The following is a 26,273-nucleotide window of genomic DNA, read 5'->3' as shown; positions in this document are numbered from 1 at the left end:
GCCCTCGTCAGGAGGGCCGGCGCGCCAGCAGCACCCCCGCCATGAAGCCGGTGGCGATCGCCAGGACGCCCCGCAGGCGCGGGCGGTCCTCTCGCGCGCCACCGCGCGCGTGCACTCCCACCGGCGCGCTCACCCCGCCTCGGGCGAGCGCGCCCTCGGGTGTCGGGGCGACTCCCGCCGCCGCGGCCGCCGCCGGGGCGGCGCCGGTCGGGATGGGCTCCTTGCCCGGGAGGATCGCGGCGGGCGTCGTGCCGGTGTCCGACTTCCGCTTCGCGCCCTGGCGCTTGCCCTCAGGCGATCTGTGCTCGATGAGGGCGTTCGCCTCGGCGCCGACGAGCATCACGAGCGAGGAGATCCACATCCAGAGCAGGAGCACGATGACGCCGGCGAGCGGACCGTAGGTCTTGTCGTAGCTGCCGAAGCTCGTCACGTACTTCGAGAAGCCCCAGGAGGCGACCACCCAGACCACGACGCCGAACACCGAGCCCGGGGTGATGAACCGGAACTTCTGCTCGACGTCGGGCAGCACGTAGTACGCCATGGCCCAGAGCAGCATCATGAGGAGGCCCGCCACCGGCAGGCGGAGCCAGGTGATGGCGGTGCCGATCGGCCCGCCCAGCCACTCCGCGAGCGGGGCCGCCGCGACGGCCACCAGGGCGGCGACGAGCGCGAGCGCGCCCGACACGAGCGTCATGAGGATGGCGATGCCGCGGACCTTCCAGAACGGACGTCCCTCCTTCACGTCGTAGGCGGTGTTCAGCGCACGCATGAGCGCCGTGACGCCGCCCGACGCGGCCCAGATCGCGGCGATGGCGCCGAACCCGAGCAGCGTGACGTTCTGCTGGGACCCGAGCTCCCGGATGCGGTCGCCGATGATCTGCGTGACGGGTCCGGGCGCGATGCGCCCGAGCTCCTGCACCATGCGCTCGGCGTCCGAGGGCTGGATCACGACGCTCGCGAGCGCGACGAGGAACAGCACGAACGGGAAGAGCGACAGCACGCCGTAGTAGGTCACCGTCGCGGCGATGTCGGTCACCTGGTCCTTCACGAGCTCGTCCTTGAGCCCCCTCCCGAACTCCTTCCAGCTCATCCCCTTGCCCGGCAGACGCACGGCACACCTCCTCTCGGATGCGCCGAAAATGTGCTCATCCGATGCCGTGCGTCGCCCCGACCTTCGGCTCGGCGGGTCTGGCGCCCGGGCCCCACGCGCGCAGGCATGCGCCCGAGCGCGCCCTCGAGACCCGCGGGGAGCCTCGGTGGGGGCCGTCAGCGGCGGCGAGAGCGCCCGCGCCGCCCCGCCGCGGACTCGACCACGAACCAGACGAGGAACACGACCGCGACCGGCACGAACAGCCGCGGCTTCCGCGCGACGATCGCGATGACGGCGGCGAGGAGCAGGGCGAGCGGCCAGCTGATGCGGAGCATGCGGGGGCATCATACCCGCGGGCGAGTCAGCGCGTGTCCGCGATGTCCGCGAGCAGCGCCCGCGCCGCGCGGAAGTCGGTGATCCGCAGGGGCGCGCGGCTCGGCCCGGGGCCCACGTGGACGGCGATGCTCCCCGGCGGCAACGCCGCGAACAGATCCTCGTCGGTCCGGTCGTCCCCGAGCCCGACCACGAGCGCATCCGGGCCGGCGCGGGCGACCGCCGCCGCCACCGCGCGGCCCTTGTGGATCCCCAGGGGCCTCACCTCGATCACCTTGTCTCCGGGGAGGATCTCGACGGGCACGTTCGCGAGGAGCGTCTGGAGGTGAAGGATGAGCTCCTTCGCCTGGGCCGCGCCGTATTCGGGGTCGGCGGTCCGGTAGTGCCACGCGACCCCCGCGGTCTTCTCCTCCACGACGGACCCGGGCGTCCGCTCCGCGAACTCCCGCAGGATCGCGAGCACGGGCTCCCGCCAGGCGACGGCCGGCACCTCCGCGCCCTGCCAGTCGCCGCCGGGCGCGCGCGACCAGAACCCGTGCTCGGCGTGGAGGCCGATCGGGAGCGCGCCGAGCCAGCGCTGGAGCGTGCCGCGCGTGCGGCCGCTCACGACGTCCACCTGGGTCCGCGGCCGCGCCGCCAGCCGCCGGAGCAGGTCGAGCAGCGCGACGTCCGGGGCGGCGAGCTCCGGCGTCGGCGCGAACGGGACGAGGGTGCCGTCGTAGTCGAGGAGCAGGGCGAGCCGCGGGGCCGCCCCGGCCCGCTCCACGACCGCCCGGATCGCCGTCCGCGGCGAGAGCGCGAGCGCCTCGCCCGGCGCGCCGACCCGCTCGAGGCGCGCCAGGAACGCGCGCGCCCACGCGTGGACGTCGTAGCCGAACACCCGCTGGCGCAGGGCCGCCATGCGCGTCCTGCGCTCGTCCTCGGGCATGGTGAGCGCGCGGTGGAACGCGGCCGCCGTCTGCTGGAGGTCGTAGGGGTTCACGAGCAGCGCCTCGGCGAGCTCGGCGGCGGCGCCGGCGAGCTCCGAGAGGACGAGCACGCCGTCGCCGTCGGGCCGCGAGGCGACGAACTCCTTCGCGACGAGGTTCATCCCGTCGCGCAGCGGCGTCACGAGCACCGCGTCCGCCGCGCGGTAGAGCGCGACGATCTCGGCCTGCGAGAGCCCCCGGTACAGGTAGTGGATGGGGGACCAGGACGGCGTCGCGAACTCGCCGTGGATGCGCCCGACGAGCGCGTCCACCTCCTCGCGGTACTCGCGGTACGCCTCGACGTTCTCCCGCGAGGGGACGGCGACCTGCACGAGCCGAACGCGCTCGCGCAGCTCGGGGTGCGCGCGCAGCATCGCCTGGAACGCGAGCAGGCGGCGCGGGATCCCCTTCGAGTAGTCGAGCCGGTCGACGCCGACGAGGAGCTGCTCCCCCGGCGCCCGGTGCGCGTGCGCCACCGCCCGCACCTCCGGCGTCTCCGCGAGCTCCGCCAGCTGCGCCGCGTCGATGCCCATCGGGAAGACCCCGAGCCGCACCTCGCGGTCGCGCCAGGAGATCCGGTCCACCTCGCTCGTGGCGCCGAGCAGGCGCAGCACCGACGACGCGAAGTGGCGCAGGTACGTGGCGGTGTGGAAGCCCACGAGGTCCGCGCCGAGCAGCCCCTCGAGGATGCGCTCGCGCTGCGGGAGCACGCGGAAGATCTCCGACGAGGGGAACGGGATGTGGAGGAAGAACCCGATTCGCGCGTCCGGGATCCGCTCGCGCAGGAGCTGCGGGACGAGCATGAGCTGGTAGTCGTGGATCCAGACCAGGTCACCCGGCCGGTGGTGCGCGGCGACGGCGTCGGCGAACCGCGCGTTCACCGCCTCGTAGACGTCGAAGTCGCGCACCTCCTGCGGGAGGCGGGCCACCGAGTAGTGGAAGAGCGGCCAGAGGACGCCGTTCGAGTAGCCCTCGTAGTAGCGCGCGACCTCGTCGGGGGAGAGCGACACCGGGGCGAGCCGGAGCTCGGAGAGCCGCCGCTCCACCTCCGCGCGCCCGTCCGCCCCGAGCCCCGTGAGGTCCCCGGGCCACCCGATCCAGAGCCCGCCGAGCCGCTCGTGCGGGCTGCTCATGCCGGTGGCGAGGCCGCCCGTGCTGGGAGTGACGGACACCGCCCCGTCCTCGGCCTTGACGGTCACGGGCAGGCGGTTGGAGACGATGAGGAGGCGAGGCATCCGGCGGACGAGGCGGCGCGACGAGAGCGCGCCTGGGTGAAAACCTAAGGCGTTCCGTCCCCGCCCGCCCGGCGTCGCGAGGTCCCGCCACGGGGGGACGCGCGCGCGGGACGCAGCGCCGCGTCGCGCGCGCTCACGCGGCCGGGTCCTCCTCGACGAGCCGCAGCCCCGCCGGAAGGCTCTCGCCGAAGATGCGCTGCTCCTCCTCCTCGGTGGCCTCCGCGACCTCGCGCACCGCGCGCACGGTCTCCGCCGGCGCTCCGCCCTCGGCGAGCGCCGCGAGCACGCGAGCGCGGAGCTCCTCCCCGACGTCGCGGACGCGATCGCCGCTCCGCCGGGCGAGCTGCGCGAGCGGGAAGACGAGCTCGCGCCGGGAGACGGAGAGCGCGAGGAGCCGGGTGATCCAGGCCGCGGCCGCCTCGGCGGGCACGGCGAGGTGGGCGCTCGCGTGGAACGGCACGCGCGCGCCCAGCCGGCCGATCGACCAGAGGAGGTGCGGCCCCGGACTCTCCGCCTCGACGCGCGCGAGGAGCCACTCCCCCGCCTCCACCTTGCGGCCCGGCTCCACCCGCTCGAGCGCGCCCAGGAGCCGGATCATCTCGTCGGCCGCCTCCGGCTTCACGCCCGGCACCTTCGGCGGCGGCTTGCGCGGGTCGCGCGGCCGGATGAACGGCGCGAGCGCGTCGAAGAGTCGCCGCTGCGCCGCCGCGTCGAGGCCGCCCGCGATGCGCCGCCACATGACCCACCACGCCGCCCAGGCGCGCGGGTCGGCCTGGTACTGCAACCCCTCCCCGAACACGCTCCACGTCTCGCCCGCGCGCCAGGGATCGAGCGGCGCGCCGAACCCGGGGCGCAGGCAGTAGCCGGTGAGCTGCAGCCAGATCCGCTCGTGGTCGGCGCTCCGCCGCCGTCGCGCCCGCCCTGCGTGCAGCGCCGCCCAGAGCTCGCGGACGAGCGGCGTCGACCAGCCCTCTCGCGGGCCGAGCAGCTTCTCGAGCGCGCGCGGCAGCCCCTTCACCTCCTTCTTCTCGACCGCCGCCCGCTTCCCGTAGAAGAGCTCGACCTGGGCGCGCGCCTCGTCGAGGTTGCGCGGCGCCTGCCCCACCTCGCTCCTCGCCGCCCGCGCGCCGCCCGGCCGCTCGCCCTCGGCCTCTCGAAGCCCGCGCAGCGAGAACTCGAGCTTCCAGCGCGCGTCGCGATCGGTCGCGGCGCACCAGAGCTCGAGCGTGCCGATCTCGGTGAGCGCAGCCTCGAGCCTCACCGGCACCTCGCCCGCGACGGTCCCCTCGCCGCGGAGCACCGTCTCGACGGGCGGCAGCGGGACGAGGTCGTCCGTGACGTCGACCACGTCGCCCGGCCGCTCGAGCCGCGCGCGCGCGGAGGCGAACAGCGGGAAGCGCACCGGGCGCCCCAGGGCGAGCGCGAACGGCCGGGGGACGGAGACGCGCGAGCCCTCCTCCAGGTGGCGCGGCACGACGCACAGCGCGCGCTCGCCCTCCGGCGCGGCGATCCCGACGTAGAACGCGCGCGGGCTGCCGCCGCCGATGCGCAGGCCGATGCCGCGCCGGACGAGCGCCGCGTACGCGGCGCCGCGGGCGACCGCGAGATCGAGCGCGGGGCTCGCGAGCACCGTCACCGGTGGCGCGCCCGGGAACCAGGACGAGACGATCGCGGCGAGCCGGTCGCGCACCTCGCGCGGCGTGAAGACGCCGCCGTTCACGAGGATCGCGTCGGGCCGGGCGAGCCCCCCCTTCGCGCCCGCCTCCGCGGCGTGCGCCGCGAGGAAGGCGGCGACGTGCCGGGGGATGGCCGGCTCCGGCTCGTACGGCAGCCCGAGCTCGGCGAGGCCCGCGGTGCGCGGCGCGCGGCGCGGCCGCTCGTCCGCGCCCGTCCGCGGCAGGAACCCGTCGAGGAAGACGCGCCGCACCTCCTCGCGGCTCACCTCCGCGGACACGGCGCTCGCGACGAGCCGGCTGCCGCGGCCGACGACCGCGACCGGGAGCGACTCCGGGCCGCCCTCCGCCATGAGCCGCTCCTTCACGAGCCGGCAGGCGTGCACGAGCGACGCGAACCGGCTCGCGTCGAGCCGCTCGCCGAGGCGCGCCTCCACCGCGCGCGCGAGCGCGAGATCCACGTTGTCGCCGCCGAGGAGGAGGTGGTCGCCCACCGCGAGGCGAGTGAACGCCGGGCGCCCGTCGCGGAGCTCCGCGCGCACGAGCGTGAGGTCGGTCGTGCCGCCGCCGACGTCCACCACGAGGACGATCCCGCCGCGGGCGATGGGGCGCACCTCGTCCGCGATCTCGCCCGCGCCCGCGGCCGCGAGCGCGGCCCGGTGCCGGCTGGCCCAGTCGTGGAAGGCCGCCGACGGCTCCTCGACGAGCACGACGCGCGGAAGCCCCGCCTCCCGCGCGGCGGCGAGGGTCAGCTCGCGCGCGACCTCGTCGAAGGAGGCCGGCACGGCGAGGACGAGCTCCTGCGCCGCGAGAGGCGCGTCCGGGTGGCGGTCGTCCCACGCGTCGCGCAGGTGCCCGAGGTAGAGCGCCGAGGCCCGCACCGGGGAGAGGCGCGGCACGCCCTCCGGAGCTCCCCACGGGAGGATGGGCGCGGTCCGATCGGCCCGGGGGTTCGCGAGCCAGCTCTTCGCGGAGGTGACGAGCCGGCCCGGCACCCGCGCGCCCTGCTCGCGCGCGAGCTCGCCCACCACCACCGGCCGCTCGCCCCACGGGAGCCGCGTCTCCTCGGGCGCGAGCTCGGGCCCGGGCAGGTAGGCGCACGACGGCAGGAGGCGGCGCTCCCGGACCTCGCCCGGCGCGACGAGCTGCGGGATGGCGAACGGCTCGACGGCGTCGGCGAGATCGCCCTCGCGCGCGAGGTCCACCGCGGCGAGCGCGGAGTTCACCGTGCCGAGGTCGACGCCGACGAGGTAGCGCGCCTCCGCCATCGCCTCACGCCGGCGCGACCGCCTCCGCCTCCGCCCCGCCGGCGCCCTCCGCCGCCTGCCGAAGGTTCCACTCGAGCCGCCAGGCCTTGCCGCCGCGATCCACGCACTCGAGCTCGAGCGTGCCGATCTCGGTCACGTGGGCGCGGAGCCGGACCGGCACGACCTCTCCCGGCGCGCGCCCGTCGGGCGGCAGCGTCGTCTCGACCGGCGGCCCCTCCTCCAGCTCCGTCTCGTCCTCGACCGCGTCGCCGGGCCGGTCCTCGCGGCGGTTCGAGGAGCCGAACAGGCGGAACTGGACCGGCTCGCCGACGACGAGCCCCATCTCCTCGCCCGGCAGATCGGCGGTCGTCCCCTCCTCCATGCCCATCGGGGCGAGGCACAGCGCGCGGATCGGCGGCGCGTGGCCGGGCACGGCGGGCATCGCCGCCTCCACGCCGACGTAGTAGGCCCGGGCGGTGCCGCCGCGGATGCGGATGCCGTGGCCGGCGCGCACGCGGCCGTAGGTCGCCGCGCCCTTCGCGACCGCGAGATCGGGGTCCGCCGCCGGCAGGACCCGGGGTGGCGGCGCGTCCTCCCCCGCGAGCCAGCCGCCCACGACCTCGAGGAGCCGGCCGACGAGCGGCTCCGCCTTCATCACGCCGCCGTTGAAGAGGATCGCGGTGGGGTGCAGGAACGCCTCGCCGGCGAGCGGCACCGGGGCGCTCGCGCCTGCGAGGCCGGCGCGGTGGCGCGTGAGGAACGCCGCGAGGTGCCGGGTCACCGCGGGGTCCGCGGCGTAGGGGAGCCCGAGGGTGGTGAGGCCCACGCGCCGCGCCGCGACCGGGCGAGACGAGGCGTCCACCCGCGGGAAGAACCCGTCCACGAGGACGCCGATGAGCTCCGCGCGCGTGAGCTCGGTCCGGAGCGCGCCCCCCACGAGCGACGAGCCGCGACCTGGGACGGCGACCGGCGCCGCCTCGAGCGCGGGGTCGCCGAAGAGCGCCTCCTTCGCCTGCCGCGCGCCGTGCGTGAGCGCGACGAGCTGCCAGCGGTCGAGCTTGCGCCCCTCGCGCGCGAGCTTCTCCGAGAGCGCGTGCGCGAGGGCGAGGTCCATGTTGTCGCCGCCGAGCAGGATGTGGTCGCCGACCGCCACGCGCTCGAGCCCGAGGTCCCCGCCGCGATCGACCACCGCGATGAGGCTGAAGTCGGTCGTGCCGCCGCCGATGTCCACGACGAGGACGAGGTCGCCCGGGTGAACCGCCTTGCGCCAGCGGTCGCCCATCGCCTCGACCCAGGCGTAGAGCGCGGCCTGCGGCTCCTCGAGGAGCACCACGTCCGCGAGCCCTGCCTGGCGCGCCGCCTCCACGGTCAGCTCGCGCGCGACGGCGTCGAACGACGCGGGCACGGTGAGCGTCACGCGCTGCGCGGCGAGCGCGCGGGCCGGGTCTCCCTGCGCCACCGCGTGATCCCACGCCTCGCGCAGGTGGGCGAGATAGCGCGCCGACGCGTCGAGCGGGGACACGCGCGGCACCTCCGGCGGCGCGCCCGCCGGCAGCGTCGCGGCGCGCCGATCGACGCCCGCGTGCGACAGCCAGCTCTTGGCGGACGACACGAGCCGGATCGGCGTCTGTGCCCCGAGGCTGCGGGCGAGCTCGCCCACGACGGCCGCCGGCGGCTCGGGCGTCCAGGGCAGCCGCGTCGCTCCCTCGGGCAGCTCCTGGGCGTGGGGCAGGTACAGGAACGACGGGAGGAGCGCGCGCGGACGGACGTCGCCTGGCCGGACGAGCTGCGGGATCTCGAACACCTCGACGGGGCCGTCGCCCTCGATCGGCCGGTGCGCGAGCGCGGTGTGGGTCGTGCCGAGGTCGATGCCGACCGCGAGGGTCACAGCTCGACCTCGGCGGGGGCGACCAGCGTCGGATCGCCTCCGTCCTTCGCGGGCGGGAGCCGCACCTCGCGCGCGCGCCAGCCGTGGTGGCGGAGCGCGCCCTTGAACGGCGGGGCGCCGACGACGTTGCCCGTCAGCCGGATCGCGGAGGGATCGAACCCGGGCGCGACGGTGACGCGCGCGCCCTCCTGCTCGCGGAACACCGGCTCGAGGCGGAAGTACTCCTCGATCGCGCGCTTGCACCCGGCGTGAACGGTGCGCGCCGCGGCGCCGATCGAGGCGTCCGGGAACCCGGCGAGGTCCTCCTCGATGAAGTCGACGAGCCGGCCCTCTCGCTGGAGCACCGCGAGGAGCTGGAGCGCGCCGCGGGGATCGGGCGCGGCGGGCGCGACCGGCGCGGGAGCGGCGGCGGGGCGCGGCGGCTCGGGGATGGCCTTCACCACCGCGGCGGCGGCGGGCTTCGCAGCCTCGGGCGCCGCCTTGGCGCCCTCCGCCGGCTTCGCAGCCTCGACCGGCTTCGGGGCCTCGACGGCCTTCGCCGGCTCGACCGGCTTCGGTGCCTCGGCAGGCTTCGCGGGCGGGGGGACGGCCTTCACCTGTGGCGGCGCACCCGCGGCAGGCCCCGGCGCTGCCGCCGGCGCTGGCGCGACGGGCGCGGGCGGCGGCGCGCTGGGCAGCTCCGTCACCCGCGGCGGCGTCCCCGGCGCCGGCTCGGGCAGCGGCGCGCCGGCGCGGCGCGCCTCGCGCACGCGATAGAACGCGGCCGCCACGTCGGCCTGGAAGAGGATTGCGAAGAATGCGTAGAAGGCGAGGACGAGGCGCTGGATGGGCGAGAGATCGGGACCCTGCACGTGTGTTGCTCCGGGGAGGTGGTGACGCGACCGCGAGCCCGTGCCGTCTGAGCGCGAGCCATGGACCGCGGAAGGCGGAGATCCGAAGAAAGCTGCACTGCCTCGGACCCTGTGTCGAGCGTTTCGGGGGGGACCCGACGAGGGGGCGCCCGCCGCCCCGTCCGCCGCGCCGATCGAGCGCCCGGACGCCTGGACGCCGGGCCGCTGCGCCGACGGAGCCGCCCCGGCGCGAGGGCGGCCGCGCGTCGCAGCCATGCGTATCCGAGAGCGATGCGCGTGCATTCCGGAACGAGCGGGTGGAGCTACCCGGCCTGGAAGGGCCGCTTCTACCCGGGCGATCTCCCCGCGCGCGGGTTCCTCGCGCACTACGCCTCGCGGCTCGAGACGGTCGAGGTGAACGCCACCTTCTACCGGATGCCGCTCGCGCGCACGCTCGCGCTCGGGCGCGCGCAGGTGCCCGCCGGGTTCGTGTTCGCGCTCAAGGCCTCGCAGCGCATCACGCACCAGAAGCGGATCGAGGGCGTGGGCGAGGAGGTGGCGCGCTTCTTCCGCGCGGCGGTGGAGCTCGGACCTGCGCTCGGCCCGGCCCTGTTCCAGCTCCCGCCGACGCTGAAGCGGGACGTCGCGCGCCTGCGCGATCTCCTGGAGGTCGTCCCGGCCGGCGCGCGTATTGCGTTCGAGTTCCGGCACGAGAGCTGGCAGGCCGAGGACGTCCTTTTGACGCTCGCCGACGCCGGCGCGGCGCTGTGCATCGCCGACACCGACGAGGCGACCACGCCGTTCGAGGCGACCGCGTCGTTCGGCTACCTGCGCCTGCGCCGCACGGGCTACGAGGGCGCCGACCTCGCCCGCTGGGCGGAGCGCCTGCTCGCGCAGCGCTGGGACGAGGCGTTCGTGTTCTTCAAGCACGAGGACGCGGCACGCGGCCCCGAGTACGCGCTCCGGCTCGCCGCGCTCGTCGCGCCCGCCGAGCCGTACCCCGCGCCTCACGGACCGTGATCGTTTGCGCCTTCCCCGCGTCCGCGAGGACGCCGAGTCCTTTCACGTCTCATCCGGCACGTAGGCAGGGTTGAATTGCGCAACAGCAGCAGCCAGGTCGAGGGGCGGCCCCCACGCGGCGGCTCGCTGCTCGACGCTAATCCGCCAAAATTCATCCACGCGGTCGTCGTCGGTCAGGTGGGACCACGCTCGCGTCTCGACCAGTCGGCACATGCAGTAGCGCGCGAGGGCCTCCGCTTCGTGGGCCCGACGAAATGCTCTAACTAGGTCTTCGCGAAGAGGCAGCGGGTCGAGGCCCTTCGCGGGATCGCTGAAATGCTCGGCGTTGTTCCGCATCAGATATAGCTCACTGCAAACTGACGATGCTTGCTCGCCAACGAACAGCTTCGACCTCTCCTTGAATTGCTCGCGACCGCGCGCGCACACGATCCCATCGATGCACCGAACAAACTGGTGAATACGCTCCCCGATGTTCTCCTCCTCGAACGCGAGCATGAACGTTCGTACCGCCATCTTGATCCGCCGCATTCCCGGCGCCGCGAGTAGTTCCGAAAGGCTCAGCGACATGACCGCGGCGCGCCGCAGGTGCGGCTCGGTCAGTGGTGGATGAAGCAGCCCTTGGAGCGAAACGACGCTTCGCGTCTCGCTCACCTGCCGGACGTCGATCCCGCCCGGCCCCCTTGCGCCGGTGAACCGAACGCCACCTTCGACACGAAGAGGGCCCGACGCGAGCAGGCACCAGTACAACGCGTCGAGTCGCCTCTGCAGCGCAACGTTCTCGTGATCTAGCACGCCGACTGCGTCCGACGCCGCCTTCGCTAGCAGCAGCACGGGCGCCGTTCGGATCGCATCCGCGCGGATCGAACCAAGCCACTCGGTCCAGTGCTCGGGAAGGACTACGTTCGCGTTCGGGAGCGCAAAAACGCCGTTCCCCAGATTAACAGGCCCCTGCAGGCGCGACGCCGCGTCGAGTGCAATCGCTGCGTACTTCTCGCCCGGGCGCACCGAGAGCGACGCGTCGCTCTGGGATGTAGCTAGTGGCATCGGCACATCGTACCGTCCAGCGGCATCGTTGTGACCTGTCCCGTGGCCGGAAGTCCTCCGCGTCGTCGGCTCCGTGCGCGCGCGTTGGCTCCGTCGGGCGCGGCTACTTGATGACGACGAACTCGTCCACCGCAACGGCGAAGTTCAACCCCTCCGCGTCCCCTATCTTGAACGTGGTGATCCCGATGAGGTTCCCAAACTTGTCGAAGAGGCCACCGCCCGAGGAACCCGGCGAGATCTGTGCGGTCGTCTGGATGTAGGAGGTCCCGCCGCGTGCGCGGTGCTGACTCACGATCCCAGCACTCAGCGTGTTCGTGAATCCGCTCGGTGATCCGATGGCGAGCACCTCTTCGCCAACGCGCACTTCACTCGCGGACCGCACCCCCGCGACAGGAGCGAGGGTCGAGTCCTCGATCCGCAACACGCACGCGTCTGCGTCCACGCGGGCACCCGTGACCCTCGCCTTCCTCGGTTGTCCTCCGACGAGGACGAAGACCTCGGGCCTGTTCCGAACAATGTGACAGTTCGTGAGCACGGTATCGCGGGCTACGGCGACTGCCGACCCTTGCCCGATGCTCTCTCTCGTCCGAATGGCACGCTTCGACGGCGCGGCGTACACCACGTACACCGACTTGTTGAGCCGGTCATACAGATCCTCGCGAGGCGCTTCGCGCGACAGCTTCATCACCGCCGAGAGAGTCAGCTTGCTCAATGCTGGCACGGGAGCCGTCGCGCTTGCGTCTTCCACCTTCATCGCTGGGTGAGCGTCACCCATTGCCACGCCTCGCACGTCCTTGAATCGGTCGATCGGCTCAGGCGGACTCTTCCCGGGGCGCCAATCCAGCAGCGCGTCTTGAACCTCCTGAGCGAAGACGCCCGTCTGCAACGCGGCGAGGCGTGGATTCGCGGTGGGACAGAAGAAGTCTCCATACCCAGCATCGTAGAAGGAGAAGCCTTGCTCCCGCAGTCTCGCGACTATGTACGGCAGCCGCGGAGCAGTCTTCGGCCGAGGCGGGCGCAACGAGACCAGCCACCAGAAGTAGGCCTTGGCCTCGTTGATCTCCGTGAACACTCCGTCAAGGAAGGAAGCGGCGAGCATCGCCTGCGCGAGACAGTGGTCCTGCATCGCTGCGCGCTCATACAGCTGTGCGGCCGTAGCAGGGTCCAGATCTTGGATGTAGGCGGCCTTCGCCGCACACCCGGTTGGCCGATTGTATTGAACTCCTAGCTCAATGAACTCCTTCAACTTGCCGTCGTTCCGGAATGCCCCTTCCGGCATGAATTCCCGCAACACCGAGTCCAGCGAGAGCTCGTCCCCGAGTCGGGCCGCGTGCATTTGCCATCGAAGTTTAGTCAAGGGATCGTCGTAACCTCTCGCTGGCATGAGCCAGAGGAACTTCGCAGCCTCACGGTCACCCGCGAACGCGCGGCGCTGGCACGCGCCGGGCGCGACCATGCACATTTCCATCGTAGTGGGCCCCTCAGCCCGAAGTGCACGACTCAGGGGATCCTGCGGAAGGGGCCGGTCCGGTGGAGGCGGTGACGGGGTGACGCAACCTGCCAAGAAGATCGCGAGGGCAGCGCAGAAGAACGCCGAGTTCTTGATCACTCCGCTCATCGCACCCCCCAGCGGCTAGGAACCGCGCGTAACGATACCTCGATCCGGTCCGGGCGGGAGCGTTACCGTCCGCCAGCGTGCGTTACCGTACTTCCATGCGCGCCGCCCTCTACCTCCGCGTCAGCACCCAAGAACAGAACCCCGAGTCGCAGGCAGCCGACGTCCGCTGTCTCGCGGAGGCGCGCGGCTTCGATCCGGTCGAGTACTGGGAGTTCGAGTCTGCGGCGAAGGCCGGCCCCTGTACGACCGGATGATGGAGGACGCGCGCGCTGGACGCGTGGGAGCCATCGTCGTCTGGGCACTCGACCGGCTACACCGTACGATGTCTCCATCAGGACGGCGCCAAGGAGGCGGCCATCGCCCTCCTCAGCCAGCCGACCCCGGTCGCAATGGTCGGGACGGCGGTGCCGGCCCCGTAGCCGTGGCAAGGGGGTGACAACGACGGGAGCCGGAAAAGAGAAACCCCCGGCCGGAGCCCGGGGTTAGATGGAGCGGGAAAAGGGATTTGAACCCCGCGACGGGGAATACGCTAACAGGCTGACGGCGCACACCAATTCGCTCGAAAGCCCTGTGTACCAGCGGTCCAGTGACAATCCGCGAGTCCACGCGAGTCAACAGTCCTCCACCGTTCTCGACCAAGCGCGGGGAGACGTGGGGGAGACGAAGGGCGCTCGGTGCCCCTTGGGCCCCGGCATCGCGTCTAGCTTCGGGCTTGCAGTCTTCCCCCTCCGAAGATCACAGCGACGAGCGAGCGCGCGCTCGCTGTTTCTTGGGCATGGTCGAGCCGGGGGCGCGTTCATCCGATTCGAACGGTCGCGGCATCGTCTCGAACGCAATGCCCGCCCAGTTCCGCCTCACAAGTTCATGGAAGCTGGCGATCAGAGCCGCGAGCCCGATGTCCATGCCGCGCCCCATCGCGTCGCCGAACTTGTCCTCCTCTTCATGCTTGGCGTGAGCAGCGGGTATTTCCTCATCGCCGTGGACGAGGCGAGATCGAAGGTCGTAGACCTCTGACAGTAATCTCTTGTTCTTCTCGGGCTTACCCAACAGCGCCTCGACGCGATCTCGAAGCTGATGGCCGCCGCGAGATCCAAAGAGCGCCTCGAGTCCAAGGATCGCCCAAAGCAGACCGACGGCTTCCGACCGACCATCGTACGCAAGAACGTACGAGAGTGCGTGAAGCGCCCGACCTACGCGTCCCCCTCCAAAGCCCTTTACGAACCCGTCGTTCCGGTTGGCCCATTGCCACGCTCTGGCGACGCTGACACGCCTGATACCTGGCCAATGGAGTCGTCTGGCGACGATATAGCTCTGGAGCGGCATCTCGCAGCTGACACGTGGCGTTGAAACGACCCCAGCACCATCTGCCGCGACATGTCCCTCTGCGCAGTCGAGGCTTCCCGGGATCGCCCAGTTCGTTACAATGGCGAGGTTCGTAATGTTATGAGCAAAGTCTTCTACGGCGACCCGGCGACCCCAGAACTCTGCCTCCGCGGAGCTGCACGGCGACTCCGCGCCACCCGGCAGGATTTTCTTGGCATAGACGGGAACGACGGGAACGCTCGCGCCGATCAGCAGCTTCGCAAACACCCGCCTCTGGATCGTATCGCCTCCGGGCGCCTTGGGGTGCCGGTACTGCTTGACAAAGATCTCGGGTGCGCACGTCGTGTTCGCGACGTTGAACACGAGTCGTCCCGAAGCGCGCTGTAGCTCCCGCAGCGCGATCGCGGCATGGCGCGACTGAAGCTGAGCCTCTGGTCCCGAACCAAACGGAAAGTACAGAGGTACTTCCGCTGCGACCAGCATGGCTTCGCCTGGCTTGTCGGGCATGGCTCCTCCTGAGCAGGCGCATCGTACACCGTCAACAGGGCCAACGCGCAGCCGTCGAGTACACCGCGCGTGTCTTCGCCTGTTCCGGCGCCGAAGAAGCCTCCGCAGCAGACGTATAACCATCACCGTGCGCTCGGATGTGGTTACGCGATTCCGGCGACGAGCCGCGAGGATCACCGTCGAGGTGGGCCCCTGCGCGAAGAGGGCTGGGGGGCGTAGCGTTCGGGCCAGCGTCGGTCGCTACCAAACAGCGCCAACGACCCACATGCCTCCGAGGACGAACGCGGAAAGCGAGCCCATGCCGGCCAGGAGCGCCGCATACGAGCAGGCGACTTCGATCCGTGGCGACCCGCTCATCGCCGCGTAGATGGCGACAAAGCGAGACAACGCGCCTACGCCGACGAACGCCACGCCAAGCATGAACCTGACCAAACCGGCCTTGATGTTGGTGACCGACAGGTTAAGGCCGATCGGCGCCTTCGAGAGGACCTTCCCGAGAAATGCGAGGACGGCGACCGCCGCGCCGCCGTTGATGAGCAACATCATCTTCAACGCCGAATCGCCCGCCATTACCACCGACCTCACCAACTCCCGCCGGTTCTCCAGATGAGCCTTGTGGTTCTCGACCTCGACCGGCGCGTGGTTCGGCGTCGGGAGCGTCATCGGGCCGGCGCTGTTTGCCATGCGCTTCTCGTCCATGACGCGAGCATACTTCGAGCGCGGCCGACGGGCTACGCCGCTCGGTGAACCGGCGCGGCAAGTCCGAAAACGACCGATTCCAGCCATGGTGAGCGGGACGGTGCATCCGCGCGTCATCGGGCCTCGGCGCGCTGTAGGGGTTTTCGGCCAGGGCGCCTGACGTAGGTGGTAGCGTTACTGCCATGGCTTACTGGTGGGACCCCAAACCTGACGAGCGGTGCTGGGTGAGATCACCGACCGGGACGACATCGGCGCGGATCTGAAGTGCCCGCAGACCGATGAAGCCGGCGACGAATACTGGTCGTATTCGTTCATCACCTGATCGAGCCCGGCGACGTCGTCTTCCATTACTCGACGCGCTCCAGGGCCTACGTGGGCGCGTCCGTCGCGGGGGCGCCCATCGAACAGCGCCTCATCGTCTTTGGGCGCCCCACGGAACCGTCGGTCGCGCAAAGAGCGGCTCGCGGCTACCACGACCGGGATGGTGACTGCCGCTGTACGGCTTCACGCGCTCAGAATCTCCGCTTGCGCTGAAGGAGCTGCACGAGCCGCAGCATCTCGCCTGGCTCACCGCTTCCGTCCTAAGCCGCCCCGGCGGAGGGCTTCTCCCGCGCGTCGAGCGCGCTCCGCACGGCGCGGAGCAGATCGTCCGGCGCGAACGGCTTCGCGAGGAACGGCGCGTCCGCGGGCACGAGCGCGACGCCCGACGCGTGACGCGCGTAACCCGAGACGAACAGCACGCGCACCCCCGGGCGGCGCTGCTCGAGCTCGCGCGCGAGGTCCCAGCCGTTGCGGCCGGGGAGGATCACGTCGGATACGAGCAGGTGGAGCGGGCCCTGGAGGGCCTCGGCGGCGGTGAGCCCCCCCTCCGCGGAGGCCGCGTCGATGACGCGGTAGCCGGCGCCGTCGAGGGCGCGCCGTGCGACCGCCCGGATCGCGGGGTCGTCCTCGACGAGCAGGATCGTCTCGTGCCCCCCCCACGCTCGCTCCAGCCGCGCCGCCGCCTCGGGCGCGGCCTCCTCCGCATGGAGCGGCAGGAGGATGCGAAACTCGGAGCCCTGGCCGGGCGTCGAGCGGACGCGGATGGCGCCGCCGCTCTGCGAGACGATCCCGTACACGGTCGAGAGGCCGAGGCCGGTCCCCTTCCCCAGCGGCTTCGTCGTGAAGAACGGCTCGAACACGCGCGCCTGGGTCGCCTCGTCCATGCCCACGCCGGCGTCCCGCACCGAGAGCAGCGCGACGGGCCCGGGCGGCAGCGCCGCCTCCTCGGCGATCGCCTCCGATGCGGCTCGCTCGTCCACCGCGACGAGGAGCCGCCCTCCCTCCGGCATCGCGTCGCGCGCGTTGACCGCGAGGTTCAGCACCGCGAGCTCGAGCTGGCCGGGGTCCGCGACCACCGTCCCCGGAGCGCGGACGTCCACCTCGAGCGCGACGGTCTCGCCGAGGATCCTGCGCAGCATCGGCTCCATCCCGCGCACGACCTCGGCGAGGTGGACGACGCGCGGCGCCAGCCGCTGGCGGCGGCTGAACGCGAGCAGCTGCCGCGTGAGCGTGCCGGCGCGCTCCGCGGCGACGACGATCTCCCGCACGTCGGGCTGGCTCGCGTGCTCGGGTGGGAGAGACTCCTGGACGAGCCGCGCGAACGAGATGATCGCGGTCAGGAGGTTGTTGAAGTCGTGGGCGACGCCGCCCGCGAGCTGCCCGACCGCCTCCATCTTCTGCGAGTGGCGGAGCTGCTCCTCGAGCCTGCGCCGCTCTCCCACGTCGCGGAAGGCGAGCACGAGGCCGACGATGGCGCCGCCGTCCACGAGCGGCGAGGCGACGAACTCCGCCGGGAAGGCGCTCCCGTCGCGCCGCCGGAACGCCTCGTCGACGCCGTGCCGGACGATCCCATCGCGCATCGCCGCGCGGATGCGGCACTCCGCGGCGGGGACGGGCGAGCCGTCGAGGGTGGTCGGGTGGACGAGCCCGTGCCCGTCCTGGCCGAGGAGCTCCTCGACGCTCCGCCCCAGCGCGCGCGCCGCCGCGGGGTTCGCGAAGACGATGAGCCCGGCGCGGTCGATCCCGATGATCCCCTCGCCGACCGAGTCCAGGATGAGCCTGTTCTGCCGCGAGAGCGACTCGAGCGAGTGGGCCATCTCGTCGAACGCGCCGATGAGCTGGCCGAGCTCCTCGCGCCCCGGCTCGAGACCGACGCGCGCCGAGTAGTCGCCGCCGGCGATCCGTCGCGCCGCCGCCATGAGGGCGCGCAGCTTGCGGACGAGCAGCCGCTCCGCGGCGAACCCTGCGGCGACGAGCGCGAGCAGCGCCACCCCGCCGAAGGCGAGGAAGGTGCGCAGGAGGATGCGGTTCACCGGGGCGTAGGCGTCGGCGATCGGGACGCCCGCCGCGGCGTGCAGCGCCGCCGGCCCGGGCCCCATGAACACGTCGTGGAAGCCGTAGATCCGCTCGACGCCGTCGGGGCCCACCGCGCGGCGCGCGACGTCGTCCATGGCGCCGGCGTGGAGCGCGGACGGCAGCTTGGTCCCGACGAGCTTCGCGTCGTACGGGCGGAGCGCGAGGATGGTCCCCTCGCGGTCGAGCAGCGCCGCGGCGCCGCCCTGCGGGAGCTCCATGGCGTCGAGATCCCGCTGGAGCGCCTGCACGTCGAGCATCGCGATCGCGACCGCGGTGATCCGGCCTCCGTCGTCGCGCACCGGCAGGCCGAACCCGATGCTCGGCACGCCGCGCGAGCGCGACACGCGGTACGCGCCCACCGCGAACTCGCCGGTCTCGAGGGGCACCCGGACGTTGTCGCGGTCGAGGAGGTTCACGCGCCGACCGCCGGCGGCCCGGCAGAAGTACTCGCCGTCGAGCGCGACCGCGCCGAGGTTTCCGAGCTCGACCGTCGCCGCGACGATGGGCGCGAGATCCCGCGAGCACGCCTCCCCGTCCCCCGCGCGCAGGCTCGGCAGCCGGGAGATGCCCATGAGCACGCCGCGCGCCCGCTCGATGACCCGGCTGTTGCGCTCGGCCAGGAGCCGCGCGATCGCGTGCGACTCCTGCTCGACCCCCACCTCCAGCAGGCGGCGGTGCTCCCGCGCGGCGTAGGTGAGGATCCCGAGCGCGGGGACGACGGCGACCAGGACGAGGAACAGCAGGCGAACGCGCAGGCTCGCGAGCAACTTGGACACCGGCACCCCCTAACCGGGTGCATCTCAGCACTCGACCTACCGGCGCACAAGCAATGGGCCATGGGACAGGGCGACGATCGCTCGGCCCTGGTGAGATCGACTAGACTGCCGCCGTGAAGCTCCGCCTTCGCCCGAAGGAGGGATCACTCCCCCGCAACGCGCCCGCGCGCGCCGCGGTCATCGCCGCGCTCGTCGTCGGCGGCATCGTCGCGCTGCTGGTCCCCGTCTTCTTCGCGGTGATGCTCTTCGGCATGCTGCGCTGACCGCCGCGCGACCCGGCGCCCGCTCCACCTCCCGCTCCCCGGCGTGCGCGCCGTCGGACCCACGCGCATCGTGAGTTCCTCGGAGGGACACACATGCACGTGAGACTCGTCGTCGCCATCGCCCTGATGCTGGGCGTCACCGGCTTCACCGGCACCGCGAACGCCCAGGCGAGCGCCCCGGGCGCCGCCGCCACGCAGCGGCAGCAGGAGGTGCACGGGCGCATCGCGCGGGTGGACGAGGCGCAGCGCGAGCTCGTGCTCGACGCGGGCGACGCCACGACGCAGGTGAAGGTCGCGAAGGACGCGAAGATCACCGTCGACGGAGCGTCCGCGAAGTTCAGCGATCTGAAGCGGGGCGAGGAGGTCCGGGCCTCGCTCGACCGGACCGGCGACGAGCTGCAGGTGGTCCGCATCGAGGTCGTCCGGAAGGCCAAGTAGCATCCAGGAGGGAGCGCGATGGCCCACCGCTTCACGCCCCGGCGCGCCCTCGGCGGCACGGGCTTCCTCGCGACCGCGCTCGGCGCCGGCGATCTCGCCGACCGCTCGGTCCCGAAGGAGCGCTGCGTCGAGACGCTCCGGCGCGCGCTCGACGCCGGGCTCAACGTCGTCGACACCGCGCCCATGTACGAGGACGGCTACTCGGAGGAGATCGTCGGCGAGGCGCTCCGCGGCCGGCGCGCGGGCGTCTTCCTCGTCGACAAGATCGATCACCTCGACCGCCCCGTCGCGCCGCAGCTCACCGAGAGCCTGCGGAGGCTCGGCCTCGGCTCGGTCGATCTGCTCGTGCTGCACTCCTGCTCGGAGCCCGAGGCGTGGCGGCGGGCGAAGGCGCCCGGCGGCGCGATGGCGGAGCTCGCGGAGGAGGTCGCCCGCGGGCGCGCGCGGTTCCGGGGGATCTCGTCGCACCACCCGGACGTGCTCGCCGACGCGCTCGCCTCCGGGCAGTGCGACGTCGTCATGTTCCCGGTGGGACCGTACTGTCACCCGCGCTACGTCGACGAGATCCTGCCCGCCGCGAAGGCGCGCGGCGTCGGGACGATCTGCTTCAAGACGTTCGGCGCCGGGAAGCTCGTGGGCGACACCGAGGGCTACGGGCGCCCGCTCGCGCAGCGCCCGAGAGGCAAGGTGTCCTCGGGCGGTGACGACGCGCCGGCGCCCACCCTGCCGCGCCTCTCCGTCGAGGAGTGCCTGCGCTACACCCTGACGCTCGACCCGGACGTGGCGCTGCTCGGGCTGTCGTTCCCGAACGAGCAGGACGCCGCGTTCGCGGCGGCGGAGGCGTTCCGCCCGATGAGCGGCGGCGAGCTCGCGGCGACGCGCGGCCGCGCGGCGGAGGCGATCCGCGGCAAGGGCGAGGTCTGGTGGGACCCGAACGACGGTTCGTGACTCGCGATCACCTTCGGTGTCGCGAATCACGGTCGGCCGTCTGGCGTCCGCGGCGCTTGCGGCGGACGGCGCGCGCCCGATAAGAGACGGTTCCATGCTCGCCCACCTCGCCGTCCCATGAGCGAAGCGCCCGCGCCCGCCCCCGCGCCCGTGCGCACGTCCGCCCCGGCGCCGGCCCTCGCCCTCACCGGCGTCGGCAAGCGCTACGGCCGGCGCGACGCGCTCCTGCCCCTGTCGCTCTCGATCCGCGAGGGCGAGCGCGTCGCGATCGTCGGCCCGAGCGGCGCCGGCAAGTCCACGCTCCTGCGGCTGCTCGCCACCTCGCTCGCGCCGTCGTGCGGCGCCGTCCAGGTCTTCGGGCGCGACGTGGCGGGGCTCGGGCCGCGCGCGCTGCGCGCCGTCCGCGCGAGGATCGGGACGGTCCACCAGCAGCTCCACCTCGTCCCGCAGGCGAGCGTCATGCAGAACGTCGTCGCCGGGCGGCTCGGGAGCATGTCCCTCGCGCGCGCGCTCGCCGCGCTCGTCTCGCGCGCGGAGGCCGAGCGCGTCGAGGCGGTCCTCGCCCAGGTCGGGATCGCCGAGCGGCTCCACGAGCGGGTGGACCGGCTCTCCGGCGGCGAGCAGCAGCGGGTCGCGATCGCGCGCGCGCTCTACCAGGATCCCGAGATCGTCATCGCGGACGAGCCGGTCGCGTCGGTCGACCCCGCCCGCGCGGTGGAGATCGCCGCGCTCCTCGGGCGCGCCTTCGCCGGACGCACGCTCGTCGTCTCCACCCACCGGCTCGAGCCGCTCCTCCCGGTGGTGACCCGCGTCGTCGGCCTGCGCGACGGCGCGGTGGCGTTCGACGCGCCCGTCGCGGCGCTGACGCTCGACGACCTCTCGCGCCTGTACGCGTCGCGCAAGGGCGCGGCGGCGAGCCCCTCCCTCGCGGCGCCGCGCACCCCGGGCCCCGTCGCGCCCGCCGGCGTCCTCGCGCTCGGCGCCTCGAACACGCCCGGCGAGTTCGTGCTGCCCGGCGCCGTGCGCGCGTTCGTGCGAGAGTACCCGGGGGTGCGGGTGAGCCTCGCGGTGAAGGACTCGGCGGAGGTGACCGCCGATCTCCTCGCCGGGCGCGTCGAGGTCGGGTTCGTGGGGGCGCGCTCCCCTCACCCCGAGCTCCACTTCGAGGACCTCGTCGAGGACGAGATCGTGCTCGTCGCCTCGCCCGCGCAGGAGGGGCTCCCCGACGAGCCGATCCCGCCCGCGCTCGCCGCCCGGCTGCCGCGCGTCGAGCGCGAGGCCGGCTCCGGCACCCGCGCCGTGGTGGAGGACCACCTCGCGAACCTCGGCGTGCCGCTCGATCCCGCGGCGGTCGCGCTCGAGGTCGGCACGCTCGTCGGCCTCAAGGCGGCGGTCCTCTCGGGCGTCGGCGTCGCGTTCACCTCCAGGCTCGCCGTCCGGGACGAGCTCGAGCGCGGGCACCTGCGCGCGCTCCGCATCGACGGGGTGCGCATCCCGCGCCGGCTCTTCGTGGCCTGGCGGCGCGACGCGACCCCCTCTCCCGCCGCGCGGCGCTTCGTCGAGGTCGCCCGAGCCGCCGTGACGCGCGGCGCCGAGGGCGCGTGACGGCGCGGCGCCCGCCCCTCCCGGCGCTCCTCTCCTGGCCGGGCCTCGCCCTCGCGGCCGCCGTCGGCCTCTCCTATCACGTCGTGGGCGGCGATCTCGGCGCGCTCCTCGCGCCCGGGGCACGCCGGGCGATGGCGGACTTCGCGCGAGGCTTCTGGCCGCCCGCCCACTCCGCCGCGTTCCTCTCCTCCCTCGCGCGCCCGCTCGCCGAGACGGTCGCCATCGCGCTCCTCGGCATCTCGCTCGCGCTCCTGCTCGCCGCGCCGCTCGCGTTCCTCGCGGCCTCGCCGCGCGTCCTCGCCACCCCGGGCGATCCGCCCTCCGCGGCGCGCCGCGCCGGGTGGCTCGCGGCGCGCGTCCTCCTCAACCTCATGCGCTCCGTGCCCGAGCTCGTCTGGGCGCTCGTGTTCGTCCGCGCGTTCGGGATGGGGCCGCTCGCGGGCGTGCTCGCGATCGGGGTCGGCTACGCCGGCGTGCTCGGCAAGGTGTTCGCCGAGATCTTCGAGTCGGCGCCCCGGGGACCCGCCGCGGCGCTCTCCGGCGCGGGCGCGACGCCGCTCGGCGCGTTCGCCTTCGGCGTCTTCCCTGCCTCGCTCCCGCTCGTCGCCTCCTACGCGCTCTACCGGTTCGACTGCGCGCTCCGGGCGTCGGCGGTGCTCGGGCTCGTCGGCGCGGGCGGCGTCGGCGTACAGCTCGAGCTCTCGCTCAAGATGTTCGCATACGACGAGGTCGCGGCGATGGTGATCGCGCTCTTCGCGCTCGTCGCGGGCGTCGACCTCCTCTCCCAGCTCGTCCGCCGCCGCCTCCAGCGGAGCCGCGGCCTCTTCCCGCTCGGGCTCGGCGCGCTCCGCGCGCGGGCGCTCGGCCTCGCCGCCTGGGCGCTCGCCGCCTGGGGAGCGGCGCGGGTGCTCGACCTGGCCTGGCGCGACGTCCTCTCCCCGTCCGCGCTCGCGAGCGTCGGCGGGTTCGCGGGCTCGCTGTGGCCACCCGACCTCGACCCTGCCTTCCTGCGGCAGCTCGCGCCCGCCGCGCTCGTCACCTTCGCGGTCAGCGTGCTCGGCACCGCGATCGGCGCGCTCCTCGGGATCCTGCTCGCGTACCCGGCGGCCCACCGGCTCCACGCGCTCGCCGGCGGCGCCCGCCCCTCTCCCGCCCGCGGCGCGGCGCTCGCCTTGGCCGCGTGGACCGCCCGCGGCATCCTCAACCTCGGCCGGACCCTGCCCGAGCTGCTCTGGGCGCTCGTCCTCATCTTCGCGGTCGGCCTCGGCCCGTTCGCGGGCGCGCTCGCGCTCGGCGTCCACACCGCCGGCGTCCTCGGCCGCCTCTACGCCGAGGCGCTCGAGGAGGTCCCCACCGCCCCCTTCGCGGCCCTGCGCGAGGCGGGCGCGAGCGACGCCGCGGCGTCCGCGCTCGCCGTGCTGCCGCAGGCGTTCCCGCAGCTCGTCGCCTACACGCTCTACCGGTGGGAGGTGAACATCCGCGCCTCCGCGGTGCTCGGCGTCGTGGGCGCGGGCGGGCTCGGAGGGCTCCTGTACGTCTCGTTGAACCTCTTCCACCACCACCGCACGCTCACGCTGCTCGCCGTCATCGTGGTGCTCGTCACCGCGGTCGATCTCCTCTCCGGCGCGCTCCGTCAGCGCCTCGTGGAGGGCCCCGCCGAGCGCGCCGAGGCGCACCCGGAGGCGGGGGTTCCGCCCGTGGTGGACGCTTGGTGAAGGCCCCGCCCGTGGCTTGCGCGGGCGCCCCGGCCATGCGATGCCCCCTGCGTCCCGTGCCGAGAGGAGGTGACCCCGTGCTGCCCATCGAGCGCCGTGTCCCCCTCGACCGTTGAGGCCGCCCGGCGGGAGGCGAGTTCGCCTCCGAGCACCCGCGTCCACGTCCTGCGCCTCGAGACCCTCGTTCGGCCCGCCGCCGTCCGCCGCGTGCCGGGAGCCTTCCATGCACCGCCTCACCCGCCTCCTCGCCCTCTTCCTGCCGCTCCTCCCGCTCTCCGCCGCCGCGCAGGAGCCGCTCCGCGTCTCCGCCATCCCCGACGAGTCCCCCACCGAGCTCCTGCGCAAGTTCGAGCCGCTCGGGAAGTACCTGGAGCAGGCGATCGGCCGTCCGGTGAAGTTCACCCCGGTGACCGACTATGCCGCGACCGTCGAGGGGCTCGCCGCCGGCAAGCTCGACCTCGTCTGGTATGGCGGCTTCACCTTCGTCCAGGCCCGCCTGCGCACCGGCACGGCGATCCCGCTCGTGCAGCGCGAGGAGGACGCCCGCTTCCACTCCAAGTTCATCGTCCCGGCCGCGTCGAAGGCGCAGAAGCTCCAGGACCTGAAGGGCGCGAGCTTCGCCTTTGGGTCGGTGAGCTCCACCTCCGGCCACCTCATGCCCCGCTACTTCCTCCTCCAGAACGGCATCGACCCGGACAAGGACTTCGCGAAGGTCGCCTACTCCGGCGCGCACGACGTGACGGCGAAGTGGGTCGAGGCCGGCAAGGTGGACGCCGGCGCGCTCAACGAGTCCATCTGGCAGCGCCTCCTCGACGAGAAGAAGATCGATCCCTCCAAGATCCGCGTGCTGTGGACCACGCCCGAGTACCACGACTACAACTGGACGGTCCGGGGCGACCTCGATCCGAAGGTCGTCGAGAAGCTCCGCGGCGCGTTCCTCGCGCTCGACCCGGCGAACCCGGAGCACAAGAAGATCCTCGACCTGCAGCGCGCGAGGAAGTTCATCCCGACCGCGCCCGAGAACTACACGGCGATCGAGAAGGCGGCGCGAGCGGCGGGGCTCATCAAGGAGTGAGCGTTCGGGCTTGGCCTCGGCCTCGGCTTCAGTCGGGGTCGAGGTCGGGGTCGAGGTCGGGGTCGAGGTCGGGTCGAGGTCGGGTCGGGGTCGGGGTCGGGGTCGAGGTCGGGGTCGGGTCGACATCGCCGGTCCGATCTCTGGTCAGCCGACCCCTCCCTCCACGCCCCCCGCGTCCCCTCACACCGTGACGACCTTCCCCGCCTTCATCGTCCGCTGCACGATCTCGCGCATGTTGCTCACGTGCCCTACCGCGATCCTGCCCACGAGGTCGTAGAACTCGAGGCAGGTCACGCAGGCGAGAAGGTCCACTCCGGCGTCGTCGAGCGCGCGGAGCGGCTCGAGGTGGGGCGACCCCTCCCCGAGGAGCTGCACCGCCGCGTTGTAGAACACGATGGCGTCCGGCTTCGGGTCGGTCGAGGCGAGCGTGCGCAGGAAGCTGCCCACGAGCTTCGCGCCGAGCGCGTCGTCGCCGCGCCCCATCGTCTCCGCGTTCAGCACGAACACCGTGCCCGCGTCGTCTCTCCGTTCCGCCATGGTCGCCTCCGGGCGATCCTTCTACCGGAAAGTGCGCGCGCGAGCGACGCGCCGTCGCGCCGCGCCTCTCGGCGCGCGAGCCGCTCAGCCCGGGCCGAGCCCGAGGATCCATCCCTCCACCGCGCGCACCTCCTGCTCCTCCGGCTCGAAGAGCGCGCTCCGGCCGAGCGCGACGTCGAGCATGCCGAGCAGCGCGACCACCGCGTCGAACGGGTCCTCGCCGTCCGGGCGCGGACCGAACCCGTCCGCGAGCTGGCTCGAGAGCTGGCGCGACGCGGAGACCCCCGAGTCCGCGAGCCAGCGCCCCAGCGTGGCGCACGCCTCGCGGCGCGAGCGTGGGTCCCGCTTCGACACCGGCGCCGCGCTCAGGCGGCGGTACGCGTCCGCCGGGTAGATCTCCACGAGCACCACCGCGCCGGGCCGGAGCAGCGTCGCGAGCTCGCCCTGGAACGGCCAGAGCGTTGCGTGGCCGCCGCGGAGCGCGGGCAGGACGACGTCGCGCCAGCCGGCGAGCGCGGCCTTCCCGACCTGCTTCCCGCCCACGGTCCAGAAGAGGGCCTCCGCCGCGCGGCGGCCGGGCCGGGCGCGGTCGCAGGCGCGGCGGAGCGCGTCGAAGCCGGGCACCCCGAGCGCGGCGCAGAGCGCCGCCTGGCGGGCCTCTCCCTTGCGGCGCGCGCGTTCGGGATAGAACGGTCTGTGAAGCGTGACCTCGCCGGCGGTCGCGGCGGGAGAGAAGAACGCCTCGTAGGGCGGCGCGCCCAGGCCCCGTGCCCACTCGAGGAAGCCGCTCAGCCCGAGGCGCGCGGCGTACGCCGCGGGGACGCCGATCGGGAGGTCGAGGCCGAGGAGCGCGCTCCGCTCCGTCCCCGCCCGGCGCGCGAGCCGCGCGACGAGCGTCTCCGCCCGCCCCACCCGCCGCGCCCCTCCCGCTCGCCAGCGGCCGTCCCGGCCGCGCAGCGCGATGGCCATCCAGCGCTTCCGCGCGCTCACGCTCCAGTCGGCGGCGGCGACGAGGTCGACGGCGAGCGGTGCGGGCACGCCGCG

20 protein-coding genes and 1 pseudogene are annotated in these 26,273 nt (G+C 73.4%); 8 read left to right on the top strand and 13 right to left on the bottom strand.

Annotated features, from left to right (window positions below; translation table 11 throughout):
• Positions 1-7: 7 nt before the first annotated feature.
• From MNY62_RS06690 to MNY62_RS06665, 6 genes are all read right to left on the bottom strand, one after another.
• Positions 8-1,111, bottom strand: coding sequence for a YihY/virulence factor BrkB family protein (locus MNY62_RS06690; RefSeq protein ID WP_242343337.1), 1,104 nt, complete (start codon positions 1,109-1,111; stop codon positions 8-10).
• 155 nt (positions 1,112-1,266) lie between these two features.
• Entirely contained in the window at positions 1,267-1,425 is a 159-nt protein-coding gene (locus MNY62_RS06685; protein ID WP_242343336.1) for a hypothetical protein, read from the bottom strand.
• Between the two features lie 26 nt (positions 1,426-1,451).
• A complete protein-coding gene (locus MNY62_RS06680; protein WP_242343335.1) occupies positions 1,452-3,626 on the bottom strand; it encodes a bifunctional alpha,alpha-trehalose-phosphate synthase (UDP-forming)/trehalose-phosphatase in 2,175 nt (724 codons plus the stop codon).
• Between the two features lie 133 nt (positions 3,627-3,759).
• Entirely contained in the window at positions 3,760-6,567 is a 2,808-nt protein-coding gene (locus MNY62_RS06675) for an Hsp70 family protein (RefSeq protein WP_242343334.1), read from the bottom strand.
• A gap of 4 nt (positions 6,568-6,571) precedes the next feature.
• The gene (locus MNY62_RS06670; protein ID WP_242343333.1) at positions 6,572-8,434 is read right to left on the bottom strand and encodes an Hsp70 family protein; all 1,863 of its coding nucleotides are present in this window, start codon (positions 8,432-8,434) and stop codon (positions 6,572-6,574) included.
• Positions 8,431-9,285, bottom strand: coding sequence for a DUF2760 domain-containing protein (locus MNY62_RS06665; RefSeq protein WP_242343332.1), 855 nt, complete (start codon positions 9,283-9,285; stop codon positions 8,431-8,433). The genes MNY62_RS06670 and MNY62_RS06665 overlap by 4 nt, the downstream gene beginning before the upstream one ends.
• A 270-nt stretch (positions 9,286-9,555) precedes the next feature.
• Between MNY62_RS06665 and MNY62_RS06660 the strand changes: the two genes are divergently transcribed.
• A complete protein-coding gene (locus MNY62_RS06660) occupies positions 9,556-10,284 on the top strand; it encodes a DUF72 domain-containing protein (RefSeq protein WP_242343331.1) in 729 nt (242 codons plus the stop codon).
• A gap of 42 nt (positions 10,285-10,326) precedes the next feature.
• Here the strand turns inward: MNY62_RS06660 and MNY62_RS06655 are convergent, their stop codons facing one another.
• Together MNY62_RS06655 and MNY62_RS06650 are read right to left on the bottom strand one after the other, a co-directional pair.
• Positions 10,327-11,328 carry a hypothetical protein gene (locus tag MNY62_RS06655; RefSeq protein ID WP_242343330.1) on the bottom strand — a complete coding sequence of 334 codons (1,002 nt, stop codon included), beginning with the start codon at positions 11,326-11,328 and terminating at the stop codon, positions 10,327-10,329.
• 103 nt (positions 11,329-11,431) lie between these two features.
• Positions 11,432-12,784, bottom strand: coding sequence for a trypsin-like peptidase domain-containing protein (locus MNY62_RS06650; protein ID WP_242343329.1), 1,353 nt, complete (start codon positions 12,782-12,784; stop codon positions 11,432-11,434).
• 257 nt (positions 12,785-13,041) lie between these two features.
• On the opposite strand from MNY62_RS06650, the pseudogene MNY62_RS25690 reads away from it, so the two are divergent.
• A pseudogene (locus MNY62_RS25690) lies at positions 13,042-13,382 on the top strand (recombinase family protein).
• A 299-nt stretch (positions 13,383-13,681) separates the two neighbouring features.
• Here MNY62_RS25690 and MNY62_RS06645 read toward each other — a convergent pair.
• The 3 genes from MNY62_RS06645 to MNY62_RS06635 all read right to left on the bottom strand — a co-directional run bounded on the left by MNY62_RS06645 (position 13,682) and on the right by MNY62_RS06635 (position 18,648).
• The gene (locus MNY62_RS06645; RefSeq protein ID WP_242343328.1) at positions 13,682-14,776 is read right to left on the bottom strand and encodes a hypothetical protein; all 1,095 of its coding nucleotides are present in this window, start codon (positions 14,774-14,776) and stop codon (positions 13,682-13,684) included.
• Positions 14,777-15,016: 240 nt separating this feature from the next.
• A complete protein-coding gene (locus MNY62_RS06640; protein ID WP_242343327.1) occupies positions 15,017-15,475 on the bottom strand; it encodes a hypothetical protein in 459 nt (152 codons plus the stop codon).
• 581 nt (positions 15,476-16,056) lie between these two features.
• Complete coding sequence (locus tag MNY62_RS06635) at positions 16,057-18,648, bottom strand: ATP-binding protein (protein ID WP_242343326.1); 2,592 nt, start codon at positions 18,646-18,648, stop codon at positions 16,057-16,059.
• 113 nt (positions 18,649-18,761) lie between these two features.
• Here MNY62_RS06635 and MNY62_RS06630 point away from each other — a divergent pair, with 113 nt between their 5' ends.
• The 6 genes from MNY62_RS06630 to MNY62_RS06605 all read left to right on the top strand — a co-directional run bounded on the left by MNY62_RS06630 (position 18,762) and on the right by MNY62_RS06605 (position 24,692).
• Positions 18,762-18,911, top strand: a complete 150-nt coding sequence (locus MNY62_RS06630) for a hypothetical protein (protein ID WP_242343325.1) — start codon at positions 18,762-18,764, stop codon at positions 18,909-18,911.
• 93 nt (positions 18,912-19,004) lie between these two features.
• Positions 19,005-19,349 carry a hypothetical protein gene (locus MNY62_RS06625; RefSeq protein WP_242343324.1) on the top strand — a complete coding sequence of 115 codons (345 nt, stop codon included), beginning with the start codon at positions 19,005-19,007 and terminating at the stop codon, positions 19,347-19,349.
• Between the two features lie 18 nt (positions 19,350-19,367).
• Positions 19,368-20,297, top strand: a complete 930-nt coding sequence (locus MNY62_RS06620; RefSeq protein ID WP_242343323.1) for an aldo/keto reductase — start codon at positions 19,368-19,370, stop codon at positions 20,295-20,297.
• 117 nt (positions 20,298-20,414) lie between these two features.
• Positions 20,415-21,902, top strand: coding sequence for a LysR substrate-binding domain-containing protein (locus tag MNY62_RS06615; protein WP_332842105.1), 1,488 nt, complete (start codon positions 20,415-20,417; stop codon positions 21,900-21,902).
• Positions 21,899-23,617 (top strand): PhnE/PtxC family ABC transporter permease, encoded by a 1,719-nt coding sequence (locus tag MNY62_RS06610; RefSeq protein WP_242343322.1) that lies wholly within the window; start codon positions 21,899-21,901, stop codon positions 23,615-23,617. The genes MNY62_RS06615 and MNY62_RS06610 overlap by 4 nt, the downstream gene beginning before the upstream one ends.
• 223 nt (positions 23,618-23,840) lie before the next feature.
• Positions 23,841-24,692 (top strand): putative selenate ABC transporter substrate-binding protein, encoded by an 852-nt coding sequence (locus tag MNY62_RS06605; protein ID WP_242343321.1) that lies wholly within the window; start codon positions 23,841-23,843, stop codon positions 24,690-24,692.
• Positions 24,693-24,872: 180 nt separating this feature from the next.
• On the opposite strand, the gene yedF is transcribed toward MNY62_RS06605, so the two are convergent.
• Together yedF and MNY62_RS06595 are read right to left on the bottom strand one after the other, a co-directional pair.
• A complete protein-coding gene (gene yedF / locus MNY62_RS06600) occupies positions 24,873-25,229 on the bottom strand; it encodes a sulfurtransferase-like selenium metabolism protein YedF (RefSeq protein WP_242343320.1) in 357 nt (118 codons plus the stop codon).
• An 84-nt stretch (positions 25,230-25,313) separates the two neighbouring features.
• On the bottom strand, positions 25,314-26,267 hold the full coding sequence (locus MNY62_RS06595) for a hypothetical protein (RefSeq protein ID WP_242343319.1): 954 nt from the start codon (positions 26,265-26,267) through the stop codon (positions 25,314-25,316).
• Positions 26,268-26,273: the final 6 nt, after the last annotated feature.

Source organism: Anaeromyxobacter terrae (assembly GCF_022690685.1).
GTDB classification, from domain to species: Bacteria; Myxococcota; Myxococcia; order Myxococcales; family Anaeromyxobacteraceae; genus Anaeromyxobacter; species Anaeromyxobacter terrae.
The sequence above is the reverse complement of the archived record's forward strand: the minus strand, read 5'-3'. Positions and strand labels throughout refer to the sequence as shown.

Coding starts and splice junctions, on each gene's coding strand:
- MNY62_RS06605 (WP_242343321.1), top strand. CDS start 23,841: ATGCACCGCCTCACCCGCCTCCTCGCCCTCTTCCTGCCGCTCCTCCCG.
- MNY62_RS06640 (WP_242343327.1), bottom strand. CDS start 15,475: ATGGACGAGAAGCGCATGGCAAACAGCGCCGGCCCGATGACGCTCCCG.
- MNY62_RS06660 (WP_242343331.1), top strand. CDS start 9,556: ATGCGCGTGCATTCCGGAACGAGCGGGTGGAGCTACCCGGCCTGGAAG.
- MNY62_RS06650 (WP_242343329.1), bottom strand. CDS start 12,784: ATGGTCGCGCCCGGCGCGTGCCAGCGCCGCGCGTTCGCGGGTGACCGT.
- MNY62_RS06620 (WP_242343323.1), top strand. CDS start 19,368: ATGGCCCACCGCTTCACGCCCCGGCGCGCCCTCGGCGGCACGGGCTTC.
- MNY62_RS06680 (WP_242343335.1), bottom strand. CDS start 3,626: ATGCCTCGCCTCCTCATCGTCTCCAACCGCCTGCCCGTGACCGTCAAG.
- MNY62_RS06625 (WP_242343324.1), top strand. CDS start 19,005: ATGCACGTGAGACTCGTCGTCGCCATCGCCCTGATGCTGGGCGTCACC.
- MNY62_RS06615 (WP_332842105.1), top strand. CDS start 20,415: ATGAGCGAAGCGCCCGCGCCCGCCCCCGCGCCCGTGCGCACGTCCGCC.
- yedF (WP_242343320.1), bottom strand. CDS start 25,229: ATGGCGGAACGGAGAGACGACGCGGGCACGGTGTTCGTGCTGAACGCG.
- MNY62_RS06655 (WP_242343330.1), bottom strand. CDS start 11,328: ATGCCACTAGCTACATCCCAGAGCGACGCGTCGCTCTCGGTGCGCCCG.
- MNY62_RS06685 (WP_242343336.1), bottom strand. CDS start 1,425: ATGCTCCGCATCAGCTGGCCGCTCGCCCTGCTCCTCGCCGCCGTCATC.
- MNY62_RS06645 (WP_242343328.1), bottom strand. CDS start 14,776: ATGCCCGACAAGCCAGGCGAAGCCATGCTGGTCGCAGCGGAAGTACCT.
- MNY62_RS06675 (WP_242343334.1), bottom strand. CDS start 6,567: ATGGCGGAGGCGCGCTACCTCGTCGGCGTCGACCTCGGCACGGTGAAC.